Here is a 19384-nt window from a genome sequence, read left to right as displayed (position 1 = left end):
ACGAGTACCGGTCGGCGGCCAACCAGTCTTTAACGCCCAGCCCCCGCGGGCGCCCCCCCCCGCGGGGGGGCGCCCGCCGCCCCCTGCGTACGGACCGGGCGTCAACGTGCCGTGCCGGCGCGACGCTTGTTGTAGACGTCGAAGGCGACAGCGACGAGCAGGACGAGACCCTTCACCACCGACTGGGTCGACTGGTCGATGCCCATCAGCTGCATGCCGTTGCTCATCACCGCCATGATCAGACCACCGACCATCGCGCCCACCACGGTGCCCACGCCACCGGTGACCGCCGCGCCGCCGATGAAGGCCGCGGCGATCGCGTCCAGCTCGAACATGTTGCCGGCGGCGGGCTGGGCGCCATTGGACCGCGACGAGTAGATGACGCCGGCCACCGCCGCCAGGAAGCCCATGTTGACGAACATCCAGAAGTTGACCGTGCGGACCTTCACCCCGGACAGCGCCGCCGCCGACAGGTTGCCGCCGATCGCGTAGACCTGGCGACCGAAGACGGTACGCCGGGTGAGCAGGCCGTAGACCAGCACCAGGACCGCCAGGATGATCAGCACGATCGGCAGCCCTCGGGCGTGCGCCAGCTGCCAGGCGAAGTACATGAGGACCGCGCCGATCAGCACGACCCGGGCGACGAAGAGCGGGAACGACTCGACGGGCTGCTGGTAGCGGATCCGCGCCACGCGGGTGCGGAAGCCGCTGACCGCGTAGCCGGCCACGGCGATGGCGCCGATCAGCAGTGTGAAGGCGTCGAAGCCCTGCCCACCGAGCAGGCCGTTGAGGAAGCCCGCCGCGACCTGCTGGTACTCGGACGGGAACGGCGACAGCGAGATGTTGTCGAGCACCCGCAGGGTCAGACCCCGGAACAACAGCATGCCGGCCAGGGTCACGATGAAGGCCGGAATGCCGGCGTACGCCACCCAGAACCCGTGCCACGCGCCGACCGCGACGCCGACGACCAGCGCGGCCACGACGCCGATCCACCAGGGGTGACCCTGCTGGATCACCAGGACGGCGGAGACCGCTCCGGTGAGCGCGACGACCGATCCGACCGACAGGTCGATGTGCCCGCCGATGATCAGGATGACCATCCCGATCGCGAGGACCAGGATGTACGAGTACTGGAGGACGATGTTGGTGATGTTGCCGGGGCTCAGCAACACCCCGTCGGTCAGGACCGCGAAGAGCGCGACGATGACGACCAGGGCGACGTAGATCCCGCTCTGCCGCAGGTTGTTCAACACCAGCGCCCGCAGGTCGCTCGTCCCGCTGTGCAGGGCGGCGCCGGGCGTGCTGTCCGGGGGCGTGGGGCGCTCCGTCGAAGGGGTCTTGATGCTGGTCATCCGACGAGCTCCTTGTCCTTGGTCATCAGCTCCATGAGGCTCTCCTGAGTCGCCTCGGCCACCGGCATCTCGCCGGTGATCCGGCCGGCGGCGAGGGTATAGATGCGGTCGCACATTCCGAGCAGCTCCGGCAGCTCGGAGGAGATGACGATCACCGCCTTACCGGCGGCCACCAGCCGGTTGATGATCGTGTAGATCTCGTACTTGGCGCCGACGTCGATCCCGCGGGTGGGCTCGTCGAGGATCAGCACGTCCGGGTCGGTGAACAGCCACTTCGACAGCACGACCTTCTGCTGGTTGCCGCCGGAGAGCTTGCCGACCACCGCCATGACGCTCGGCGTGCGGATGTTCATCTCCTTGCGGCTCGCCTCGGCAACCTTGATCTCCTCGTTGCCGTTCACCCAGCCCAGGCGGGACAGCCGGTCCAACGCGGCGGCGGACACGTTGCGCCGCACGTCGTCGATGAGGTTGAGGCCGTAGCGCTTGCGGTCCTCGGTGACGTAGGCGATGCCGTTGTCGATCGCCTCGGCGACGGTGCGTGCCTGCACCTCCCGGCCGTGGACGAAGAGTCGGCCCCGGATGTCGCGCCCGTAGGACCGACCGAACACGCTCATGGCCAGCTCGGTCCGCCCGGCCCCCATGAGGCCCGCGATGCCGACGACCTCGCCGGCGCGTACGGACAGCCCGACGCCCTCGACGACCATCCGGTCCTGGACCGGGTGACGCACCGTCCAGTCCTCGATGCGCAGGACCTCGTCACCGGGGGACGACTCGCGGTCGGGGTAGAAGCTGTCCAGGTCGCGCCCGACCATGCCCCGGATGATCCGATGCTGGGTCACCTCGTCGGACCGCATGTCGAGGGTCTCCACGGCGCGCCCGTCGCGGATGACGGTGGTCGAGTCGGCGATGGCGGTGATCTCGTTGAGCTTGTGCGAGATCATGATGCAGGTGATGCCCTGCTCCTTGAGGGCCCGCAACAGGTCGAGCAGGTGCGCCGAGTCGATGTCGTTGAGCGCGGCCGTCGGCTCGTCCAGGATGAGCAGGCGCACCTTCTTCGACAGCGCCTTGGCGATCTCCACGAGCTGTTGCTTGCCGACGCCGAGCTGGATGACCGGGGTGACCGGGTTCTCGTGCAGCCCGACGGACGCCAGCAGCTTCGCCGCTTCGGCGTTGGCGAAGTTCCAGTCGATGAGCCCGCTGCGGCCGCGCCGCTCGTTGCCGAGGAAGATGTTCTCCGCGATCGACAGGTACGGCACCAGGGCGAGCTCCTGGTGGATGATGACGATGCCGTTGGCCTCGCTGTCGCGGATGCCACGGAACTGCATCGGCTTGCCGTCGAAGAGGATCTCGCCGTCGTACGAGCCGGACGGGTAGACGCCGGACAGCACCTTCATCAGGGTGGACTTGCCGGCGCCGTTCTCACCACAGATGGCGTGGATCTCCCCGCGGCGCACTGCGAGGGTGACGTCCTCCAGCGCGGTCACGCCGGGGAAGGTCTTGGTGATGCGACGCATCTCGAGGATGGTGTCGTCCATTGTCACTGTCCTCCGTCAGGTCTGGACGTGTACGCGCCCAGGCGTCGGGCCCGGCGGGTGACCGCCGGGCCCGACGAGTGGCTTACTTCTTGGCCTGACCGGCGGCGACCTCTTCCGCCGTCCAGTAGCCGGAGTCGATCAGCGTCGCCTTGATGTCGTCCTTGTAGACGGTCGCGATCGGCAGCAGGTACGCCGGGACGACCTTGACGCCGTTGTTGTACGTCTGGGTGTCGTTGGCCTGCGGCTGCTTCTTCTGCAGGAACGCCTCGGCCGCGTTCACGGCCTGCTCGGCCAGCAGCCGGGTGTCCTTGAAGACCGTGGAGCTCTGTACGCCGTCGTTGATCAGCTTGATCGAGGCGATCTCCGCGTCCTGGCCGGTCACCACCGGGAGCTTCTTCGCGCCCTTGCCGTAGCCGGCGTTCTGCAGGGCGGTGATGATGCCGCGGGAGATGCCGTCGTACGGCGAGAGCACCCCGTCGACCTTCGAGCCGTCGTTGTAGCTGGAGGTGAGCAGGTTCTCCATCCGCTTCTGCGCGGTCTCCTGCTGCCACCGCAGGATGGCTACCTGCTCGGGGGTGGTCTGCTTGGACTTGACGACCAGCGTGCCGTTCTCGATGAACGGCTTCAGGGTGTCCATCGCGCCGCCGAAGAAGTACTGGGTGTTGTTGTCATCCAGCGATCCGGCGAAGAGCTCGACGTTCAGCGGCCCCTTGGCCGTGCCCTTCGAGCCGTCCTTGTTCAGCAGGCCGAGGCCGACGAGCAGCGCGGTGCCCTGGGCGACGCCAACCTTGTAGTTGTCGAAGCTGACGTAGAAGTCGACGTCCTTGCTGCCACGGATCAGTCGGTCGTAGGAGATGACCGGGATCTTCGCGGCGGCGGCGGCCTGCAGCTGGCTGCTGAGCGCGGTGCCGTCGATCGCCGCGAGGACCAGAACATCGGCACCCTGGGTGATCATCTGGTCGACCTGCTGCGACTGCGTGGGGATGTCGTCGCCGGCGTACTGGAGGTCGACCTTGTAGCCCTTGGCTTCCAGCTTCGACTTCACCGCGTTGCCGTCGGCGATCCACCGCTCCGAGGTCTGGGTCGGCATCGACACACCGATGGTCAAATCGCTCGGCTTCTCGTCGCCGGACTTCTCACCGCTGCCCGCACCCCCGCCGCTGCACGCCGCCAAACTCAGCGCGAGTGCCGCGCCGCCGAGAGCAACCAGGAATTTCCTGCCCACGGGCTTCTCCTCTCTGGACTCCCCCGCCGACTGCCGGGGCCAACTGTCATCTTTCGGGTAGTGTTAGCGCTCACATAGATTGCGTCAACACCAGATCCGAAATACCGGTGTCACGGTCTCGTAACGGAGCATCCAGGCGAGCGTAGCCATGTGGCCGATCCGCCGGAAGGGCAGGACGCGGCGACTCAGCGTGGTCGTCCGCAGCACTCTACAGACCGATGCCCGCGGACGACGTCTGTCGTCCGCGGGCATCGGCACTACCGCCGGATCAGGTGGGTCGCCGCGACCTCGGCGGTCGGCCGACCCGGTCGGCTACCGCTGCGACCACCGCTGGTTCGCCGCCGCGGTGCAGGTCCAGAGGATCACCGTGGTGCCGTTGGCAGTGGCGTTGGCGTTGACGTCCAGGCAGAGCCCCGACTGGTTGTTGCTGATCGTGCCGTTGGCGTTGACCGTCCACTGCTGGTTGGTCCCGCCGTTGCAGTCCCAGATCTGCACCTTGGCGCCGGCCGCGGCGTTCGGCGGCGCGTCCAGGCACTTGCCGAGGGCCTGCAGGGTCTGGCCGCTGCTGGTCCAGCGCTGGTTGGCGGCGCCGTTGCAGTCCCAGATGACCGGCTGCGTGCCGTTGGCCGTGTTGCTGTTCGGCACGTCGAGGCAGCGGCCGGAGGCGGCGCTGGCGTACGCGCTCGACGTGGTCGGCGGCGGCGTCGTCGGAGGAGTCGTCCCGCCACCGCTGACCCGGTACACCACAGTGCCGTGCGCGGGGACGCTGGCGCTGATGGTCCCGCTGCTGGTGCTGGTGCCACCGGTCCACGCGTCCACCAGTGTGAACGACGAGCCGGACTTGCCGATGGCCGCGGCCGTGGTCGAGATCGTCGTCGTCGAGCCGCCCTGGTTGAAGAGGGCGACGGCGATGTCACCATTGGCGAGCCGCTTGGCCAGCACCCGACGCGTGCCGTCGAACGACACCTGGGTCCCCTGCAACCCGAGCGAGTCCTGGTTGATCGCGATCAGGTTGGCGTTCTTGAGGATCGCCTGCGTGGCGGCGTTCATGTTCCGCACGTCGTTGCCGGCGATCAGCGGAGACGCCATGATCGCCCACATCGCGAAGTGGCTGCGCATCTCCGTGTCGTTCATGCCGCCGCGGCCGATCTCCATCATGTCGGGGTCGTTGAACCCACCCGGTCTCGCGTAGGACGCCAGCGGAACGGTCACGTTGATGATGTTCTGGATGCCCATCGGGTAGCCGTTGGTCTGGCCGGTGTCCCAGGCGTTGGTGATGTCCTCGGTGGTGCGCCACATGTTCGCCACGTCGCCCCAGTTGCGCTGGGGGCCGGTCTTGGCGTGGATACTGTTCGGGTTGATGCTGTAGACGATCGGTCGACCGGTGGCGGCCAGCGCGTCACGCATCTTGGCGAAGGTGGCCACCTGGTCGTTGATGCTGCCCTCCGGCGAGCACCAGTCGTACTTGAGGAAGTCGACGCCCCAGGCGGCGAACTGCCGTGCGTCCTGCACCTCGTGGCCCCGACTGCCGGTCGCCCCGGGGTAGGCGCCGAAGTACTGCGCGCAGGTCTTGTCGACCGGCACCTGGTAGAGGCCGAACTTCAGGTTCCGGGCGTGCAGGTAGTCGCCGAGCGCCTTCATCCCGCTGGGGAACCGGCCGGGGTCGCCCTGGATGTTGCCGGAGCTGTCCCGGTTGGGGTTGAACCAGCAGTCGTCGACCACGACGTAGTTGTAGCCCAGGTCCCGCATGCCGGTGCTGACGATCGCATCCGCCGTCTGCCGGATCAGCGCCTCGTTGATGTTGCAGCCGAACTGGTTCCACGAATTCCAACCCATGGGTGGAGTGCGCGCCACGCCGTTGTCCAGTGCCTGCGCGGTCGGCGCGCGAAGGCCGACCAGGGCGCCGGCGAGCAGAATTCCGGCCGCCAGTGCGCTCCCCCAGCGACGACCTCGGGTATTGCGGTTCATCGAGCCTCCTTGTCGGTGACGCCCGCCCGTGATTACGATCTCTGGTCGGCACGCCGATAGTTGGACGCCAATTTTTGTTAGCGTTAACAGAGACGCCCATCATGTTACGGCGACATTTCACGAGGTTCAATACCTTCACCGCGCCGTATCGCTCGACATCGATTAGTCACCCTCAGCAACCCATCGAGCCGCGTCTTATTCGGCGAGGAAGCCGAAAATTGGCGCACGCTGGCGCGGCGGACCCACCCGCGCGTTCACTGCTGGGCGGGGCGTGGCGGGCCTCTCCCCGCACCACGCGGGGCGACCTCCGGTTGGCCCGACCGTCAGTGACGAGGTGGAGCGACGCTCTCGCGGGCGACCAGAGCGGGGGCGATGGTCTGCCGCAGCGCCCCACCGGTGCCCGACTCGATCTGGGACAGCAGCATCTGCAGGCTCGCTCGCGCCACCGCGTCGAAGTCCGGTCGAACCGTGGTCAGCGGCGGAATGAAGTACGCCGCCTCCGGCACGTCGTCGAAGCCGACCACGCTGATCTCGTGCGGCACCCGTCGACCGAACTCGTGCAGCGCCCGCAGCACGCCCAGCGCGAGATGGTCGTTGGCGGTGAAGACGGCGGTAACCTCCGGCATCCGCGCCAACATCTGCCCGCACCGGTAACCCGACGCCGCTGACCAGTCCCCCGGCATCGGCGGCGGCGGATCCAGCCCGGCGGCCAGCAACGCCTGCCGCCAGCCGTCGATCCGACCCACGCTGTCGAACCAGTCGGTCGGCCCGGAGACGTGCCAGACGGTGCGGTGCCCGGCGTCGAGCAGATGTTGCGTCGCCGCCCGGGCGCCCGCCACCTGGTCGACAGTCACCAGCGGCACCGGCCGGCTCGGGTCACCGTCGACAGTGACCAGCGGGACATCCTTGGGCAGGCGCTCCAGCGCCTCACCGGCCGACTCGACCGGGGCGATGACCACGATGCCGGCGACCCGGTGCGACAGGTGCCGCTCGACGGCCGCCGAGATGGAGCGGTGGTCCAGGTTTCGTACGCTGCCGACGCTGACCGCGAAGCCCTCTTCGGCGGCGGTCTGCTCCAACGCGGCCAGCAGCGAGGCCGGACCGTAGAGCGTCGTGTTCTGCGCGACCACACCGATGACCTGTGATCGACCGGTCACCAGGGCGCGTGCCGCGCCGTTGGGGCGGTAGCCGAGTTCGGCGATCGCCGCGCGAACCCGGAGCCGGGTCTGCTCACGGACGTTGGGGTGCCCGTTGAGCACCCGCGACACCGTCTGATGGGAGACACCGGCGAGACGAGCAACGTCCGTCATCGCGGGACCGTGGACGGCCATTTCACTCCCCCCGCTACATCTCCGGCCCGCAGCCCGTCGACGTCGACTGGAGCGGCCCGGCCCGATCCCCCTCGCTCAGTCACCACGCCGGTGCTGAATCCCAGGTGACCAGCGCTGGATCGCCGACAGTCTACGCCAGCAACGGCCCCGAACACGGCACGCCCGTGTGGGGACCGCTCGACGTGCCGAAGCCGTACAACGCCGTGCCCGTCCGGACTCGCCAACCAACAGGTACGAGGCACGGTCCTGATGTGGTACGCCGGCCTGCCCTCGCTCCTGGACAGAGCGTGGAACAGGCCGGCGAGGATCTGACGCGGTGGCGCGGACTTCACATGCCGCCAGGGCTGCGTCGCCAGCGCCACCGGTCAGAGCGATCGTCGTGTGACCGGCGTCACGGAGTGGTCAGGTCGAAGCGCCGCACGGTGACCGCGCCACCGAGCGCCTGCGTCGCGTGGTTGAAGATGGCGAACCGGTAGCCCATGAAGAACTGCCAGTTGTTCGCCAGCGTCAGGGCGTTGCCGAACGAGGTGAAGTTGACCCCGTCGGTGCTGTACGAGAAACGGGCCTGTCGGCCGGAGCCGGGTCTGATGTCGGCGTTGGCGCGCAACCAGATCCGGCCACCGGAGACGGCGGTGCTCGCCACCTCGCTGCCGGTGCTGGTGGTGTTCCAGCTGCCGTCCATCGTCAGCCCGTTCTGCATGACCAGTCGGGTGGACCCGTTGTCCCGTCGGACTCCGATCCAGGCCGACGAGTTGCGCAGCACCGCCAGGCCGGTGCGATCACCGTCGCGCATGGTGGAGTAGTCCAACTCGATCGTCGCGGTCGAGGTGGGGCCCTGGATGCGGTGGGTCAGCGTGTTGCGCGCCTTGTAAAGGTCGCTGGTGACGGTGGCGGTCTGCAGGTTCAGCCCGTTGTTGACCGACCACTTGCTGTTGTCCGGGTTGTGGTTCCACTCCCACTGCGGGCCGAGCGTGGTGCCGGCGAAGGTGTCGGCGCCGGTGAGCGGCTTGACCGCCCGGGGCGGCGCGGGCAGGTTCGGCTTCGGGTACGAGCTGCCCCACGTGCCGTTGACCGTCTGCAGCACCGGCCAACCGTCGCCGGTCCAGGTGATCGGGGCCATGGCCGGCATCCGACCACCGGGGTACGCGTCGACGAAGGACATGTAGTACCAGTCGCCGTTCTGGGTCTGCACCAGCCCACCCTGGTGCGGCACACCGCCACCGGAGATCGGGCCGGGCAGGTTGAGCAGCACCTGCCGCTGCTCGTACGGGCCGAACGGGCCGTTCGTCGACTTCAGCACGTACTGGCCGTTGGCCGGGCGGGTGAGCCAGATGTAGTAGGCGCCGTTGCGCTTGTAGAAGCGCGCGCCCTCCAGCGTTCCGATGCTCGACGGCGTGGTGTACACCTGCTGGGCACGAACCTGGGACTTTCCGTCCGCGGACAGCTGCGCCACGCTGATGGTGCCGTTGCCGTACGCCACGTACATGGTGTCGTTGTCGTCGATCAGCATCCCCGCGTCGTAGTAGCAGTTGGGGATGGTGGTGTGCTTGCTCCAGGCGCCGTCGACGGCGGACGCGGTGTAGATGTGGGTCTGCGCGAAGTCGATGCACCCGGCCCAGTAGTACGTCCGGTTGCTCGGCCGGTAGTTCAGCGTCGACGCCCAGATGCCGTCGACGTAGGCGTTACCACCGCTCATGTCGTACTTCGACCCGAAGTCGAGTCGGGGCACCGAGTGACCGGCGAACTCCCAGTTCACCAGGTCGTACGAGCGCAGGACCGGCGCGCCAGGCGAGTAGTGCATGGTGGACGCCGACATGTAGTAGGCGTTGTCCACCCGGATGATGTCGACGTCGGCGAAGTCCTGCCAGACCACCGGGTTCGGGTACGTGCCGTTGGACGGGGGCGGCGTCGTGGGGTCGGTCCCGCCGTCGACGCGGACGAGCTGCCACTGCTGGTTGGTGCCGTTCCAGTCGTCGTACTGCACGATGTTGCCGCCGTCGGCGGTCGAGGCGCCCTGCACCTCCATCACCTTGTTGCTGTTCCGGTTGATCAACCGGACGTACCCGCCGTCCGAGTCGGCCAGCCGGAACTGCTGGTTGGTGCCGTTGTTGTCGCTCCACTGCACGACGCTGGCGCCGTTGGCGGTCGAGCGGCCGGAGACGTCCAGCACCTTGCCCGACAACCTCGACTTGAGTCGGTAGTAGCCGCCTCCGGAGTCCACGAACTGCCACTGCTGCTGGTTGCCGTTGTTACGCGTCCACTGGGTGATCCGCGCACCGTCGTTCGTGGCCAGGTTGTACACGTCCACGGCCTTGCCACTGTTGCGGTTCACCAACACGTACCAGGCGCTGGTGTCGACGGTGGCCGCTGACGCGGGCGACGAGGCGACGGCCGCAGCCGCGCCACCGACCACCAGCACCATCGCGGCGACGGCGAGTCTCGACAGCCACCCGCGCCGTCGTGGCGCACCCCGGGGAACCCGACCGATGGAAAGCATGATCCTCCTCTGCTGACGCGAACCGTGCGGTCTGGGTCGGCGTCCGCGGCACCGGGCGGGGCACCGAGCTGACCACGCCCGGCCATGTGATCGCTAACACCGATCGCCCGACCGTTGCGGTGACGAGGTGCCGAAACCGCGGGGGTAGGACGTGCGCGCGGCCGGAGCAGCCAACGACATCGACCATCTTGGTTATAGACTGTGAGCGATAACATGCTGTTAGTCAAGGCGTAACACAATCGCCTCGCGGCCCGGCTGGCGCACACGCGAACGGGTGGTCCACCCCTGCCTGCGGGCAGGGGTGGACCACCCGTTCTTCGTACGATCAGGCCGCGCGAATCAGAAGCCGCGGGCCAGCCGGTAGTACGCCTGGTTCCAGCGCAGCTCGTCGGCGAAACGGCGGGGCTCCGTGGCGGCGTCGATGACGACGAGCTCGGTGCGGCTCATCTCCGCCAGGTCGTGCAGCTCCTCCACGCCCACCGCCTGAGACAGCACTGTGTGGTGCGGGGCGCCCGCGGTGATCCACGCCTCGGCCGAGACCGGCAGGTCGGGGCGCGGACGCCAGACGGCACGGGCAACCGGCAACCGGCGCAGCGGCTGCGGCGGCGCCACCACGTCGATCTCGTTGGCCACCAGCCGGAAACGCTCCCCCATGTCGGACAACCCGAGCACCACTGCCGGACCGGGTGCGGCGTCGAACACCAGCCGGACCGGGTCCTCCCGGCCACCGATGCTCAGCGGATGGATCTCCACGTTGGGCACGCCGGAGGCGATCGTCGGGCAGACCTCCAGCATGTGGGCGCCGAGCACCAACTCGTTGCCCGGAGTGAGGTCGTAGGTGTAGTCCTCCATGAACGACGTGCCGCCGCTCACGCCCACCGACATCGCCTTGAGGGTGCGGACCAGGACCGAGGTCTTCCAGTCGCCCTCACCGCCGAAGCCGTAGCCGTCCGCCATCAGCCGCTGCACGGCGATGCCCGGCAGCTGACGCAGCCCCCCGAGGTCCTCGAAGTTCGTCGTGAAGGCCCGGAACCCGCCCGCGTCCAGGAAGGCGCGCATACCCAACTCCACCCGCGCGGCGTACCGCAGCGAGTCGTGCTGCTCGCCGCCGGGCAGCAGCTCGCTGACGATGCGGTAGGTGTCCTCGTACTCCTTGACCAGGTCGTCCACCTGCGCGTCGGTGACCTCGCCGACCACCTCGACCAGGTCGTTGACGCCGTAGGTGTTGACCGAGACCCCGAACCGCAGCTCGGCCTCGACCTTGTCACCCTCGGTCACCGCGACGTCGCGCATGTTGTCGCCGAAGCGGGCCAGGCGCAGCGACCGCATCGCCGACCAACCCAGCGCGGCGCGGGCCCACGCCCCGATCCGAGTGGTCACCCGCGGGTCGCTGACGTGCCCGGCCACTGTCTTACGGGCCACACCGAGACGCGTCTGGATGTACCCGAACTCACGGTCGCCGTGGGCGGCCTGGTTCAGGTTCATGAAGTCCATGTCGATGTCGTTCCACGGCAGCAGAACGTTGGCCTGGGTGTGCAGGTGCAGCAGCGGTGTCTGCAACGCGTCCAGGCCGGAGATCCACATCTTGGCCGGTGAGAACGTGTGCATCCAGGCGATGACCCCGACGGCACCCTGAGCGGCGGCGTCCCGGCAGACCTGCAGAATCTCACCACTGTTGGTCAGGACGGGCTTCCAGACCACGCGGGCGGGAATCTGCGGCGAGTCGTCGAGCGCCGCCGCGATCTGGCGAGACTGCTCGGCCACCTGGCGGAGCGTCTCCTCGCCGTACATGCCTTGGCTGCCGGTGAGGAACCAGATCTCGGGTTCGGTGTGTGGTGCCATGGAGTTGCCTTCCGCGAGAGGGGCGGTCACTTGTAACGGATTCCGATGAGGCGCTGAAGGAGGATGAACGCGAAGAGCAGACCACCAATCACGATCTTGGTCCACCAGGAGTTGAGGCTCCCGTCGAAGGTGATGAGAGTCTGGATCACGCCGAGAACCAGCACGCCGAGCACCGTGCCGAAGACGTAACCCGCCCCGCCGGTGAGCACCGTGCCACCGATGACGACGGCGGCGATGACGTCCAGCTCCATCCCCACCGCGATCAGCGGCGCGCCGGAGAGGGTGTAGAAGGACAGCAGGATCCCGCCGATGGCCGAGCACAGACCACTGATCGTGTAGACGGCGATCCGGGTCCGTCCCACCGGCAGGCCCATCAGCAGCGCCGACTGCGGGTTGCCGCCGATGGCGTACACGTTACGTCCCAACCGGGTGTAGGCCAGCGTGTACGCGGCGATGACGACCACCACGAAGGCGATCAGCACGCTGATCGACACGAAGTTGCCCCGTGGGTCCCCGATCCGCTCCTGCGACATCGAGGTCCAGAACCCGTCGGTGATCGGGATCGACGCGCCGGAGATGAAGGTGCACATGCCCCGGGCGAAGAACATCCCGGCGAGCGTGACGATGAACGGCTGGATCTCGAAGAAGTGGATGACGCAGCCCATCAACAGGCCGAGCGTCGGGCCGATGAGCAGGGCGATGACCAGCACCAGCGCCGCCGGCATGCCGTCCTGCAGCAGAGCGGCCGACACCATCGCCGTCATGGCGACCACCGAACCGACCGACAGGTCGATGCCACCGGTGAGGATCACGAAGGTCATGCCCACCGCGACGACGAGCAGGAAGCCGTTGTCGATGAAGACGTTGAAGATGACCTGGACGTTGGAGAACGCCGTGTACTGCGAGACGCCGATGCCGTACATCACCAGCAGCAGGGCGAGCGTCGCCAGAACCGGTATCTGCTTCCTCGGCAGCCGGAACCGGGTACGACCGGCGGTAAGCGTTCCAGTGGTCATGCCGGCACCTGCTCCTTCGGCTTGTCGGCGATGGTGGCGGGCGGCGGGACGTTGCGCCTACGTCGGCTGAACCGGGCCCGGAAGGCCGGCGCCTGGATGAGGCAGACGGCGATGACGACGACCGCCTTGAACAGCAGCGAGGTCTGCGGTGAGATGTCCATGGCGTACACGGTGGTGGTCAGGGTCTGGATGATCAGCGCGCCGATGATCGTGCCACTCAGGAAGAACCGGCCGCCCGCGAGGGACGTACCGCCGATGACGACCGCGAGGATCGCGTCCAGCTCGACCCAGAGGCCGGCGGCGTTGCCGTCGGCGCTGGAGACGTTGGCCGTCATCATGAAACCGGCGACCGCGGCACAGGCGGCGCTGATCACGTACGCCAGGAAGATGACCCGACTGGACCGGATGCCGGCGAGCCGGCTGGCCATGGCGTTGCCGCCCACCGACTCGATGATCATGCCGAGTGCGGTGCGACGGGTGAACGCGGCGACCAGCAGGGCCGCGGCGAGCGCGATGAAGATGGCCAGCGGCAGGGTCAACGCGTGGCCCAGGCCGATCGCCCGGTACGGCTCGGAGTTGATGGTGATGATCTGACCCTCGGTGATCAGCTGGGCGAGACCCCGGCCGGCGACCATCAGGATCAGGGTGGCGATGATCGGTTGGATCCCGATCACGGCCACCAGCACCCCGTTCCAGGCGCCGAGCACCAGCGAGACGCCCATCGCCAAGGCGAGGGCGGTCACCACCACGCCAAGGCTGTTCTGGTCGGGCTGCTTGCTGATGTACATGCAGGCGATCGCGCCGCTGATCGCGCAGAGCGAGCCCACCGACAGGTCGATGCCGCCGGTGGAGATGACCAGGGTCATGCCCAGCGCGACGAGGATCAGCGGTGCGCTCAGCCGCAGGATGTCGATCGGCGTGCCGTACAGGTGCCCGTCCTTGAGCTCGATGGACAGGAACCCGGGCCGGTAGATCGTGTTCGCGGCGAGCATGACGAACAGCACGGCGGCGGGCCAGAACAGCCGGTGACCGATCATCGTCCGATAGCGGCTCGTGGTGTCGTTCATCGGTCTGCCTCCTCCCGGTGGGATCCGCTGGCGATGGTCTGCATGATGCGGTCGGCGTCCAGGCTCTCGTCGTTGGCGAGCTGCGCGACCATCTGCCGGTCCCGCATGACGGCCACCTTGTGGCTGAGGCGCAGCACCTCCTCCAGCTCGGCGGAGATGAACAGCACCGCCATGCCACCGTCGGACAGCTGCGTCACGAGCTTCTGGATCTCGGTCTTCGCCCCGATGTCGATGCCCCGGGTGGGCTCGTCGAGGATCAGCAGTCGCGGCTCGGTGATCAGCCACCGGGCCAGCAGCACCTTCTGCTGGTTACCGCCGGAGAGGTTGCGTACCGGCACCTCCGGGTCGGCGGGCCGGATGTTGAGGGCCTTGACGTACTTGTCGACCAGCTCGTCCTGGCGACGACGCGGAATGGGCCGCAGCCAGCCGCGGGCCGCCTGCATGGCGAGGATCATGTTCTCGCGGACCGACAGGTCCGCGACGATCCCCTCGGCCCGGCGGTTCTCCGAACAGAAGCCCACGCCGTGGTCGATGGCCTGCGCGGGGGTGCGCAGGCTGCTCGCCGTGCCGTCGATCGCGACCTGGCCGCCGTCGGTCCGGTCGGCGCCGAACAGCAACCGCGCGACCTCGGTACGCCCCGAGCCCAGCAGGCCGGCCAGGCCCACCACCTCGCCGGCGTGGATGGTGAGGCTGAACGGCTCGACAGCACCCGCCCGACCGAAGTTCGACACCGCCACCAGGGGGGTGCCCTCCTCCAGCGCGGCCAGGTCCCGCCGGGAGTGCTCCTCGATGCCCTCCAGGACGTCGAGCTCCTTGCCGATCATCTTCTCGACCAGGGAGAGCTGGGGCAGCTCGGTGGTGAGGTACTCACCGACGAGCCCGCCGTTGCGCAGCACCGTGATCCGGTCGGCGATCTCGTAGACCTGGTCGAGGAAGTGGGTCACGAACAGGATCGCGATGCCCTCGTCGCGCAGTTGCCGCATGATGCGGAACAGCTGCGCCACCTCGCCGGCGTCGAGGCTGGACGTCGGCTCGTCCAGGATCAGCACCCGGGCCTTGATGTCGATGGCGCGGGCGATGGCGACCATCTGCTGGATCGCGAGCGAGTACGAGCCGAGTGGCGCGCTGACGTCGAGGTCGAGGTCGAGGCGGGCCAGCAGGGCTCGGGCGCGGCGGCGGACCTCACCCCAGCGGACGGCGCCGAAGACCCGAGGCTCACGGCCGATGAAGATGTTCTCCGCCACCGAGAGGTTGGTGCAGAGGTTGACTTCCTGGAAAACGGTGCTCACACCGGCGGCGGTCGCCTGCATCGGCCCGGTGAACGACACTGGCTCGCCGTCGAGGGTGATCGCGCCCTCATCGGTGTCGTAGACGCCGGTGAGCACCTTGATGAGGGTGGATTTGCCGGCGCCGTTCTCGCCCATCAGGGCGTGCACCTCGCCGGGAAAGAGCCGGAAGTTGACGTCGTGGAGTGCGCGCACCCCGGGGAAGGACTTGCTGATCCCGGTCATCGTCAGGACCGGACGGCTATCCGTCATCCCATCAGACCTCTTCTGGGTTGTCGACACGGAAGGGCCGCTACGCTCCCGCCACGCCCGCCCGGTCGTCCCTGGGGGGCCGCTCGGGCGGGCGTGGTTCGGAGGTCGTCGCGGGCCAAGCCCGGTCCGTTTCGGGTAGGGAAGCGACGCGGCGGGGCCGCCACGCGAACGCGGCGACCCCGTCGTCGATCAGTACTTACGGTTGGGCAGAGCTTCCTTGGCCTGCTCGGTCGTGAAGGTGGTCTCCTCGGTCTCGATCCGAGGCGGCACCTCCTCGCCCGCGTGGACCTTCTTGGCCAGGTCCATCAGCTGCGGGCCGAGCAGCGGGCTGCACTCCGCGATGAAGTTGAACTTCCCGTCGGCGAGAGCCTGCATGCCGTCCTTGACGGCGTCGACGGTGATGATGGTGATGTCCTTGCCGGGCACCTTGCCGGCGGCGTTGATCGCCTCGAGAGCGCCCAGACCCATGTCGTCGTTGTGCGCGAACAACACGTCGATCTTCTTGTTGGCCTTGAGGAACTGCTCCATGACCTGCTTGCCGCCGGCCCGGGTGAAGTCACCCGGCTGGGAAGCGATGATCTTCAGGTTCGGGTTGGCGGCGATCGCCTCACCGAAGCCCTTCTTGCGATCGTTCGCCGGCGCCGCACCGGTGTTGCCCTGCAGCTCGACGATGTTCACCGGGCCCGAGGCGGTCTTCTTCTGCTCGACCAGCCACTCACCGGCGAGCCGGCCCTCCTTGACGAAGTCCGAGCCGAGGAAGGTCTTGTACAGCGACTTGTCGGCCGAGTCCACCGAGCGGTCGGTCAGGATGACCGGGATGTCGGCGTCCTTGGCCTCCTTGAGCACGGTGTCCCAACCGGACTCCACCACCGGCGAGAAGGCGATGACGTCGACCTTCTGCTGGATGTAGTTGCGGATCGCCTTGATCTGGTTTTCCTGCTTCTGCTGAGCGTCGTCGAACTTCAGCTCGATCCCGGCCGCCGCGGCGGCCTCCTTGATCGAGGTGGTGTTCGCGGTACGCCACCCGCTCTCCGCACCGACCTGGGAGAAGCCCATCGTGATCTTGCCGTCGTCCGTGGTGCCGCCGCCGCCCGTGTCGCTGTTGCCGCAGGCCGCCACGCCGCCGACCAGCAGCACGCTGGCGAGGACCGCGGCAGCGCGCCACGGAGCGGACTGCGTTCGCATCTTTCCCATCGAATCTCCTTGGCTGGATGTGGTGGGTAACCGCGCCAACCGCCGAGGTGCGAAAGAGCGGCGAACGCGGGTGGTGCGTGCTGGTGCGTCGTGGTGCAGACCGACGGGTCCCGGGTTATCGGTGCAGGGTCAGGAGCCCGCCGGTGCGACTGGTTGTTGGCCGTAGACGTTCTGGTAGCGGTCGTAGAGCGAGTCGATGTCGGCCTGTGCCATCGGGACCGGCTGCCCGAGGGTGTGGGCCAGGTGCGCGGTGCGGGCCACGTCCTCGCACATGACCGCCGCCTTGACCGCCGCGCGGGCGTCGCGGCCGATGGTGAACACGCCGTGGTTGCGCATCAGCACCGCGGGCGAGCGGTGCCCGGCGAGCGTGGCGACGATGCCCTTGCCGATGTCGTCACCGCCGATCAGCGCGAACGGGCCGATCGGGATCTCCCCACCGAACTCGTCAGCCTGGGCCGTGAGGTGGCAGGGGATCGACTCCCCACACGCGGCCCAGGCGGTCGCGTACGAGCTGTGCGTGTGCACGACCCCACCGACCTCGGGCATGGCCCGGTAGACGTAGGCGTGGGCGGCGGTGTCGCTGGACGGGGCGAAGTCGCCCTCGACGAGAACGCCGTCGAGGTCGCACACCACCATCGTGGCCGCGGTGAGGTCGTCGTAGCTCACCCCACTCGGCTTGATCACCATCAGATCCTGGCCGGGGACCCGCGCGGAGACGTTGCCGGACGTCCAGGCGACCAGGTTGTACCGGGTCAGCTCGGCGTGCAGGCGGGCGACGGTCTCGCGCAGCTCGCCGACCTGTCGGGTCACCTCGGCGTTCACGCCACCACCTCCAGCGGGACCTCGTGCGTGGTCGCGGCGGTCTCGACCGCCGCGTTGCGGATCGCCCGCAGGCGGAGCATGACGTCGTTGCCGCCACGACCGAAGTGGTCGTGCAGCGCCCGGTACTCGGCGTAGAGGGCGTCGTAGGCGCGGGCCCGCTCGGGGTCCGGACGGTAGACGGCCTCGTGCACCCGGCCCATCGCCTGCGACGCCTCGTGGATCGAGGGGAACTCGCCGGCGGCGACGGCGGCGTGGATCGCCGAGCCCAGCGCCGGCCCCTGGGCCGAGGCGATGATGTTCAGCGGTCGCCTGGTCACGTCGGCGTAGATCTGCATCAGCAGCGCGTTGTTGGTCAGACCACCGGCGATCACCAGGTCGTTCACCGGGACTCCGGCGTCGACGAACGCCTCGATGATCATCCGGGTGCCGTACGCGGTGGACTCCAGCAGGGCCCGGTAGATGTCCGCCGGCCGGGTGGCCAGGGTCATGCCGACGATCATCCCGCTGAGGTCGTGGTTGACCAGCAGGGAACGGTTGCCGTTCCACCAGTCCAACGCGATCAGGCCGTGCGCGCCGACGGGCTGACTCGCGGCCAGCTCGGTGAGGCGCTCGTGCGAGTCGACGCCGGCCGGAGCGGCGTGCTCGACGAACCAGCCGAAGATGTCGCCGACACCGCTCTGCCCGGCCTCGTAACCCCACGCGCCGGGGCTGATGCCGCCGTCCACCACACCGCACATGCCGGCCACCTCGGCGACCTCCGCGCCGTTGACGACGTGGCAGGTCGAGGTGCCCATGATGGCGACCAGCCGACCGGGCTGCACCGCCTGCGCGGATGCCGCGGTGACGTGCGCGTCGACGTTGCCGACGGCCACCGCGATCCCCGCCGGCAGGCCGGTCCAGGCGGCGGCCTGGGCGGTGAGCGCGCCGGCCCGGGCCCCGAGGGGCAGCAGCGGGCCGTCCAGCTTCGCCACGAAGTCGCCGAAGTTGGGGTTGAGCGCGGTCAGGAAGCCCTCGGAGGGGTAGTGACCGTCCTGCAGAATGCCCTTGTAGCCGGCCGTGCAGACGTTGCGCGTCTCGGTGCCGCAGAGCTGCCAGACGATCCAGTCGGCCGCCTCGATGAAGCGCTCGGCCCGGTCGTAGACCTCCGGGTCCTCCTCCAGGATCTGCAGGCCCTTGGCGTACTGCCACTCGGCGGAGATCTTGCCGCCGTACCGGCCGATCCACGGCTCGGCCCGCTCATGGGCCAGCGCGTTGATCCGGTCGGCGTGCGGCTGCGCGGCGTGGTGCTTCCACAGCTTGACCCAGGCGTGCGGTCGGTCGCGCAGCTCGGGTGTCTCGCACAGCGGGGTGCCGTCGGCGAGCGTCGGCAGCACGGTGCAGGCGGTGAAGTCGATGCCGATGCCGACCACCGCCGCCGGGTCCACCCCCGCGGCGGACACCGCCGCCGGGACGGCGTACCGCAGAACGTCGCGGTAGTCCTGCGGGTTCTGCAGGGCCCAGTCCGGGGGCAGGGTCCGACCCCCCGGAAGCGCCGCGCTGATCACGCCATCGCCGTACTCGTGCACCGCGGTCCCCAACTCGGCACCATCGCCGACACGGACCACCAGAGCTCGCCCGGACAGGGTGCCGTAGTCGACACCGACGACGTAGCGGTCGTCAGCTCCGTCCACACGGTTCATGTGTTCACCTCCACCGTTAACGGGGATAGTGTTAACGCTCACATCCAGGCTCGTCAAGACATCTACCCGCAACAGCTCCGTAACGGAACGCGGAAGGCGGACCGACTCGGGAGGGTAGATAGCGGACCGGTGCAAACCCCAAGATTCCGCCCTTAACTGCGGCAGCCATCCGACGAATGGGGCCCGCGTCCGGCATGACTGCCGTCCGGAGACGCGTCAACAGGCGGCGCGACAGGTCCAGTGCGCCGCACATCGGGCATGGCGGTCCGATAGCGACCACTTGTTCCCCCGGCGATGATGGCAGCGATAACATTCCCG

At 68.4% G+C, this 19384-nt stretch carries 13 protein-coding genes; all 13 read right to left on the bottom strand.

Features of this window, described 5'->3' with window-relative positions:
- Positions 1 to 101 precede the first annotated feature (101 nt).
- Positions 102 to 1352, bottom strand: a complete 1251-nt coding sequence (gene mmsB / locus ABZ794_RS33085) for a multiple monosaccharide ABC transporter permease (protein WP_210781552.1) — start codon at positions 1350 to 1352, stop codon at positions 102 to 104.
- Positions 1349 to 2887, bottom strand: a complete 1539-nt coding sequence (gene mmsA / locus ABZ794_RS33080) for a multiple monosaccharide ABC transporter ATP-binding protein (RefSeq protein ID WP_210781553.1) — start codon at positions 2885 to 2887, stop codon at positions 1349 to 1351. The genes mmsB and mmsA overlap by 4 nt, the downstream gene beginning before the upstream one ends.
- A gap of 82 nt (positions 2888 to 2969) precedes the next feature.
- Entirely contained in the window at positions 2970 to 4112 is a 1143-nt protein-coding gene (gene chvE / locus ABZ794_RS33075) for a multiple monosaccharide ABC transporter substrate-binding protein (RefSeq protein ID WP_091401170.1), read from the bottom strand.
- Between the two features lie 312 nt (positions 4113 to 4424).
- A complete protein-coding gene (locus ABZ794_RS33070) occupies positions 4425 to 6080 on the bottom strand; it encodes a glycoside hydrolase family 27 protein (protein ID WP_210781555.1) in 1656 nt (551 codons plus the stop codon).
- 323 nt (positions 6081 to 6403) lie between these two features.
- Positions 6404 to 7390 (bottom strand): LacI family DNA-binding transcriptional regulator, encoded by a 987-nt coding sequence (locus ABZ794_RS33065; protein ID WP_210781556.1) that lies wholly within the window; start codon positions 7388 to 7390, stop codon positions 6404 to 6406.
- Between the two features lie 412 nt (positions 7391 to 7802).
- The gene (locus tag ABZ794_RS33060; RefSeq protein WP_357519327.1) at positions 7803 to 9908 is read right to left on the bottom strand and encodes a family 43 glycosylhydrolase; all 2106 of its coding nucleotides are present in this window, start codon (positions 9906 to 9908) and stop codon (positions 7803 to 7805) included.
- A gap of 339 nt (positions 9909 to 10247) precedes the next feature.
- Positions 10248 to 11750, bottom strand: coding sequence for an L-arabinose isomerase (gene araA / locus ABZ794_RS33055; RefSeq protein ID WP_210781559.1), 1503 nt, complete (start codon positions 11748 to 11750; stop codon positions 10248 to 10250).
- Between the two features lie 26 nt (positions 11751 to 11776).
- Positions 11777 to 12766 (bottom strand): galactofuranose ABC transporter, permease protein YjfF, encoded by a 990-nt coding sequence (gene yjfF / locus ABZ794_RS33050; RefSeq protein ID WP_210781560.1) that lies wholly within the window; start codon positions 12764 to 12766, stop codon positions 11777 to 11779.
- Complete coding sequence (locus tag ABZ794_RS33045) at positions 12763 to 13833, bottom strand: ABC transporter permease (RefSeq protein WP_210781562.1); 1071 nt, start codon at positions 13831 to 13833, stop codon at positions 12763 to 12765. Before ABZ794_RS33045 ends, yjfF begins: the two co-directional genes overlap by 4 nt.
- The gene (locus ABZ794_RS33040; protein WP_210781564.1) at positions 13830 to 15371 is read right to left on the bottom strand and encodes a sugar ABC transporter ATP-binding protein; all 1542 of its coding nucleotides are present in this window, start codon (positions 15369 to 15371) and stop codon (positions 13830 to 13832) included. Before ABZ794_RS33040 ends, ABZ794_RS33045 begins: the two co-directional genes overlap by 4 nt.
- A gap of 189 nt (positions 15372 to 15560) precedes the next feature.
- A complete protein-coding gene (locus tag ABZ794_RS33035; protein ID WP_210781661.1) occupies positions 15561 to 16556 on the bottom strand; it encodes an ABC transporter substrate-binding protein in 996 nt (331 codons plus the stop codon).
- Between the two features lie 138 nt (positions 16557 to 16694).
- On the bottom strand, positions 16695 to 17387 hold the full coding sequence (locus ABZ794_RS33030) for an L-ribulose-5-phosphate 4-epimerase (RefSeq protein WP_210781567.1): 693 nt from the start codon (positions 17385 to 17387) through the stop codon (positions 16695 to 16697).
- Positions 17384 to 19066: a ribulokinase gene (gene araB / locus ABZ794_RS33025; protein WP_210781569.1), complete on the bottom strand. Its 1683-nt coding sequence runs from the start codon at positions 19064 to 19066 to the stop codon at positions 17384 to 17386. The genes ABZ794_RS33030 and araB overlap by 4 nt, the downstream gene beginning before the upstream one ends.
- Positions 19067 to 19384 lie beyond the last annotated feature (318 nt).

Source organism: Micromonospora sp. NPDC047187 (genome assembly GCF_040643355.1).
Classification (GTDB): domain Bacteria; phylum Actinomycetota; class Actinomycetes; order Mycobacteriales; family Micromonosporaceae; genus Micromonospora; species Micromonospora salmantinae.
Note: the sequence above shows the minus strand (reverse complement) of the source record. Positions and strands in the feature narration are given on the sequence as shown.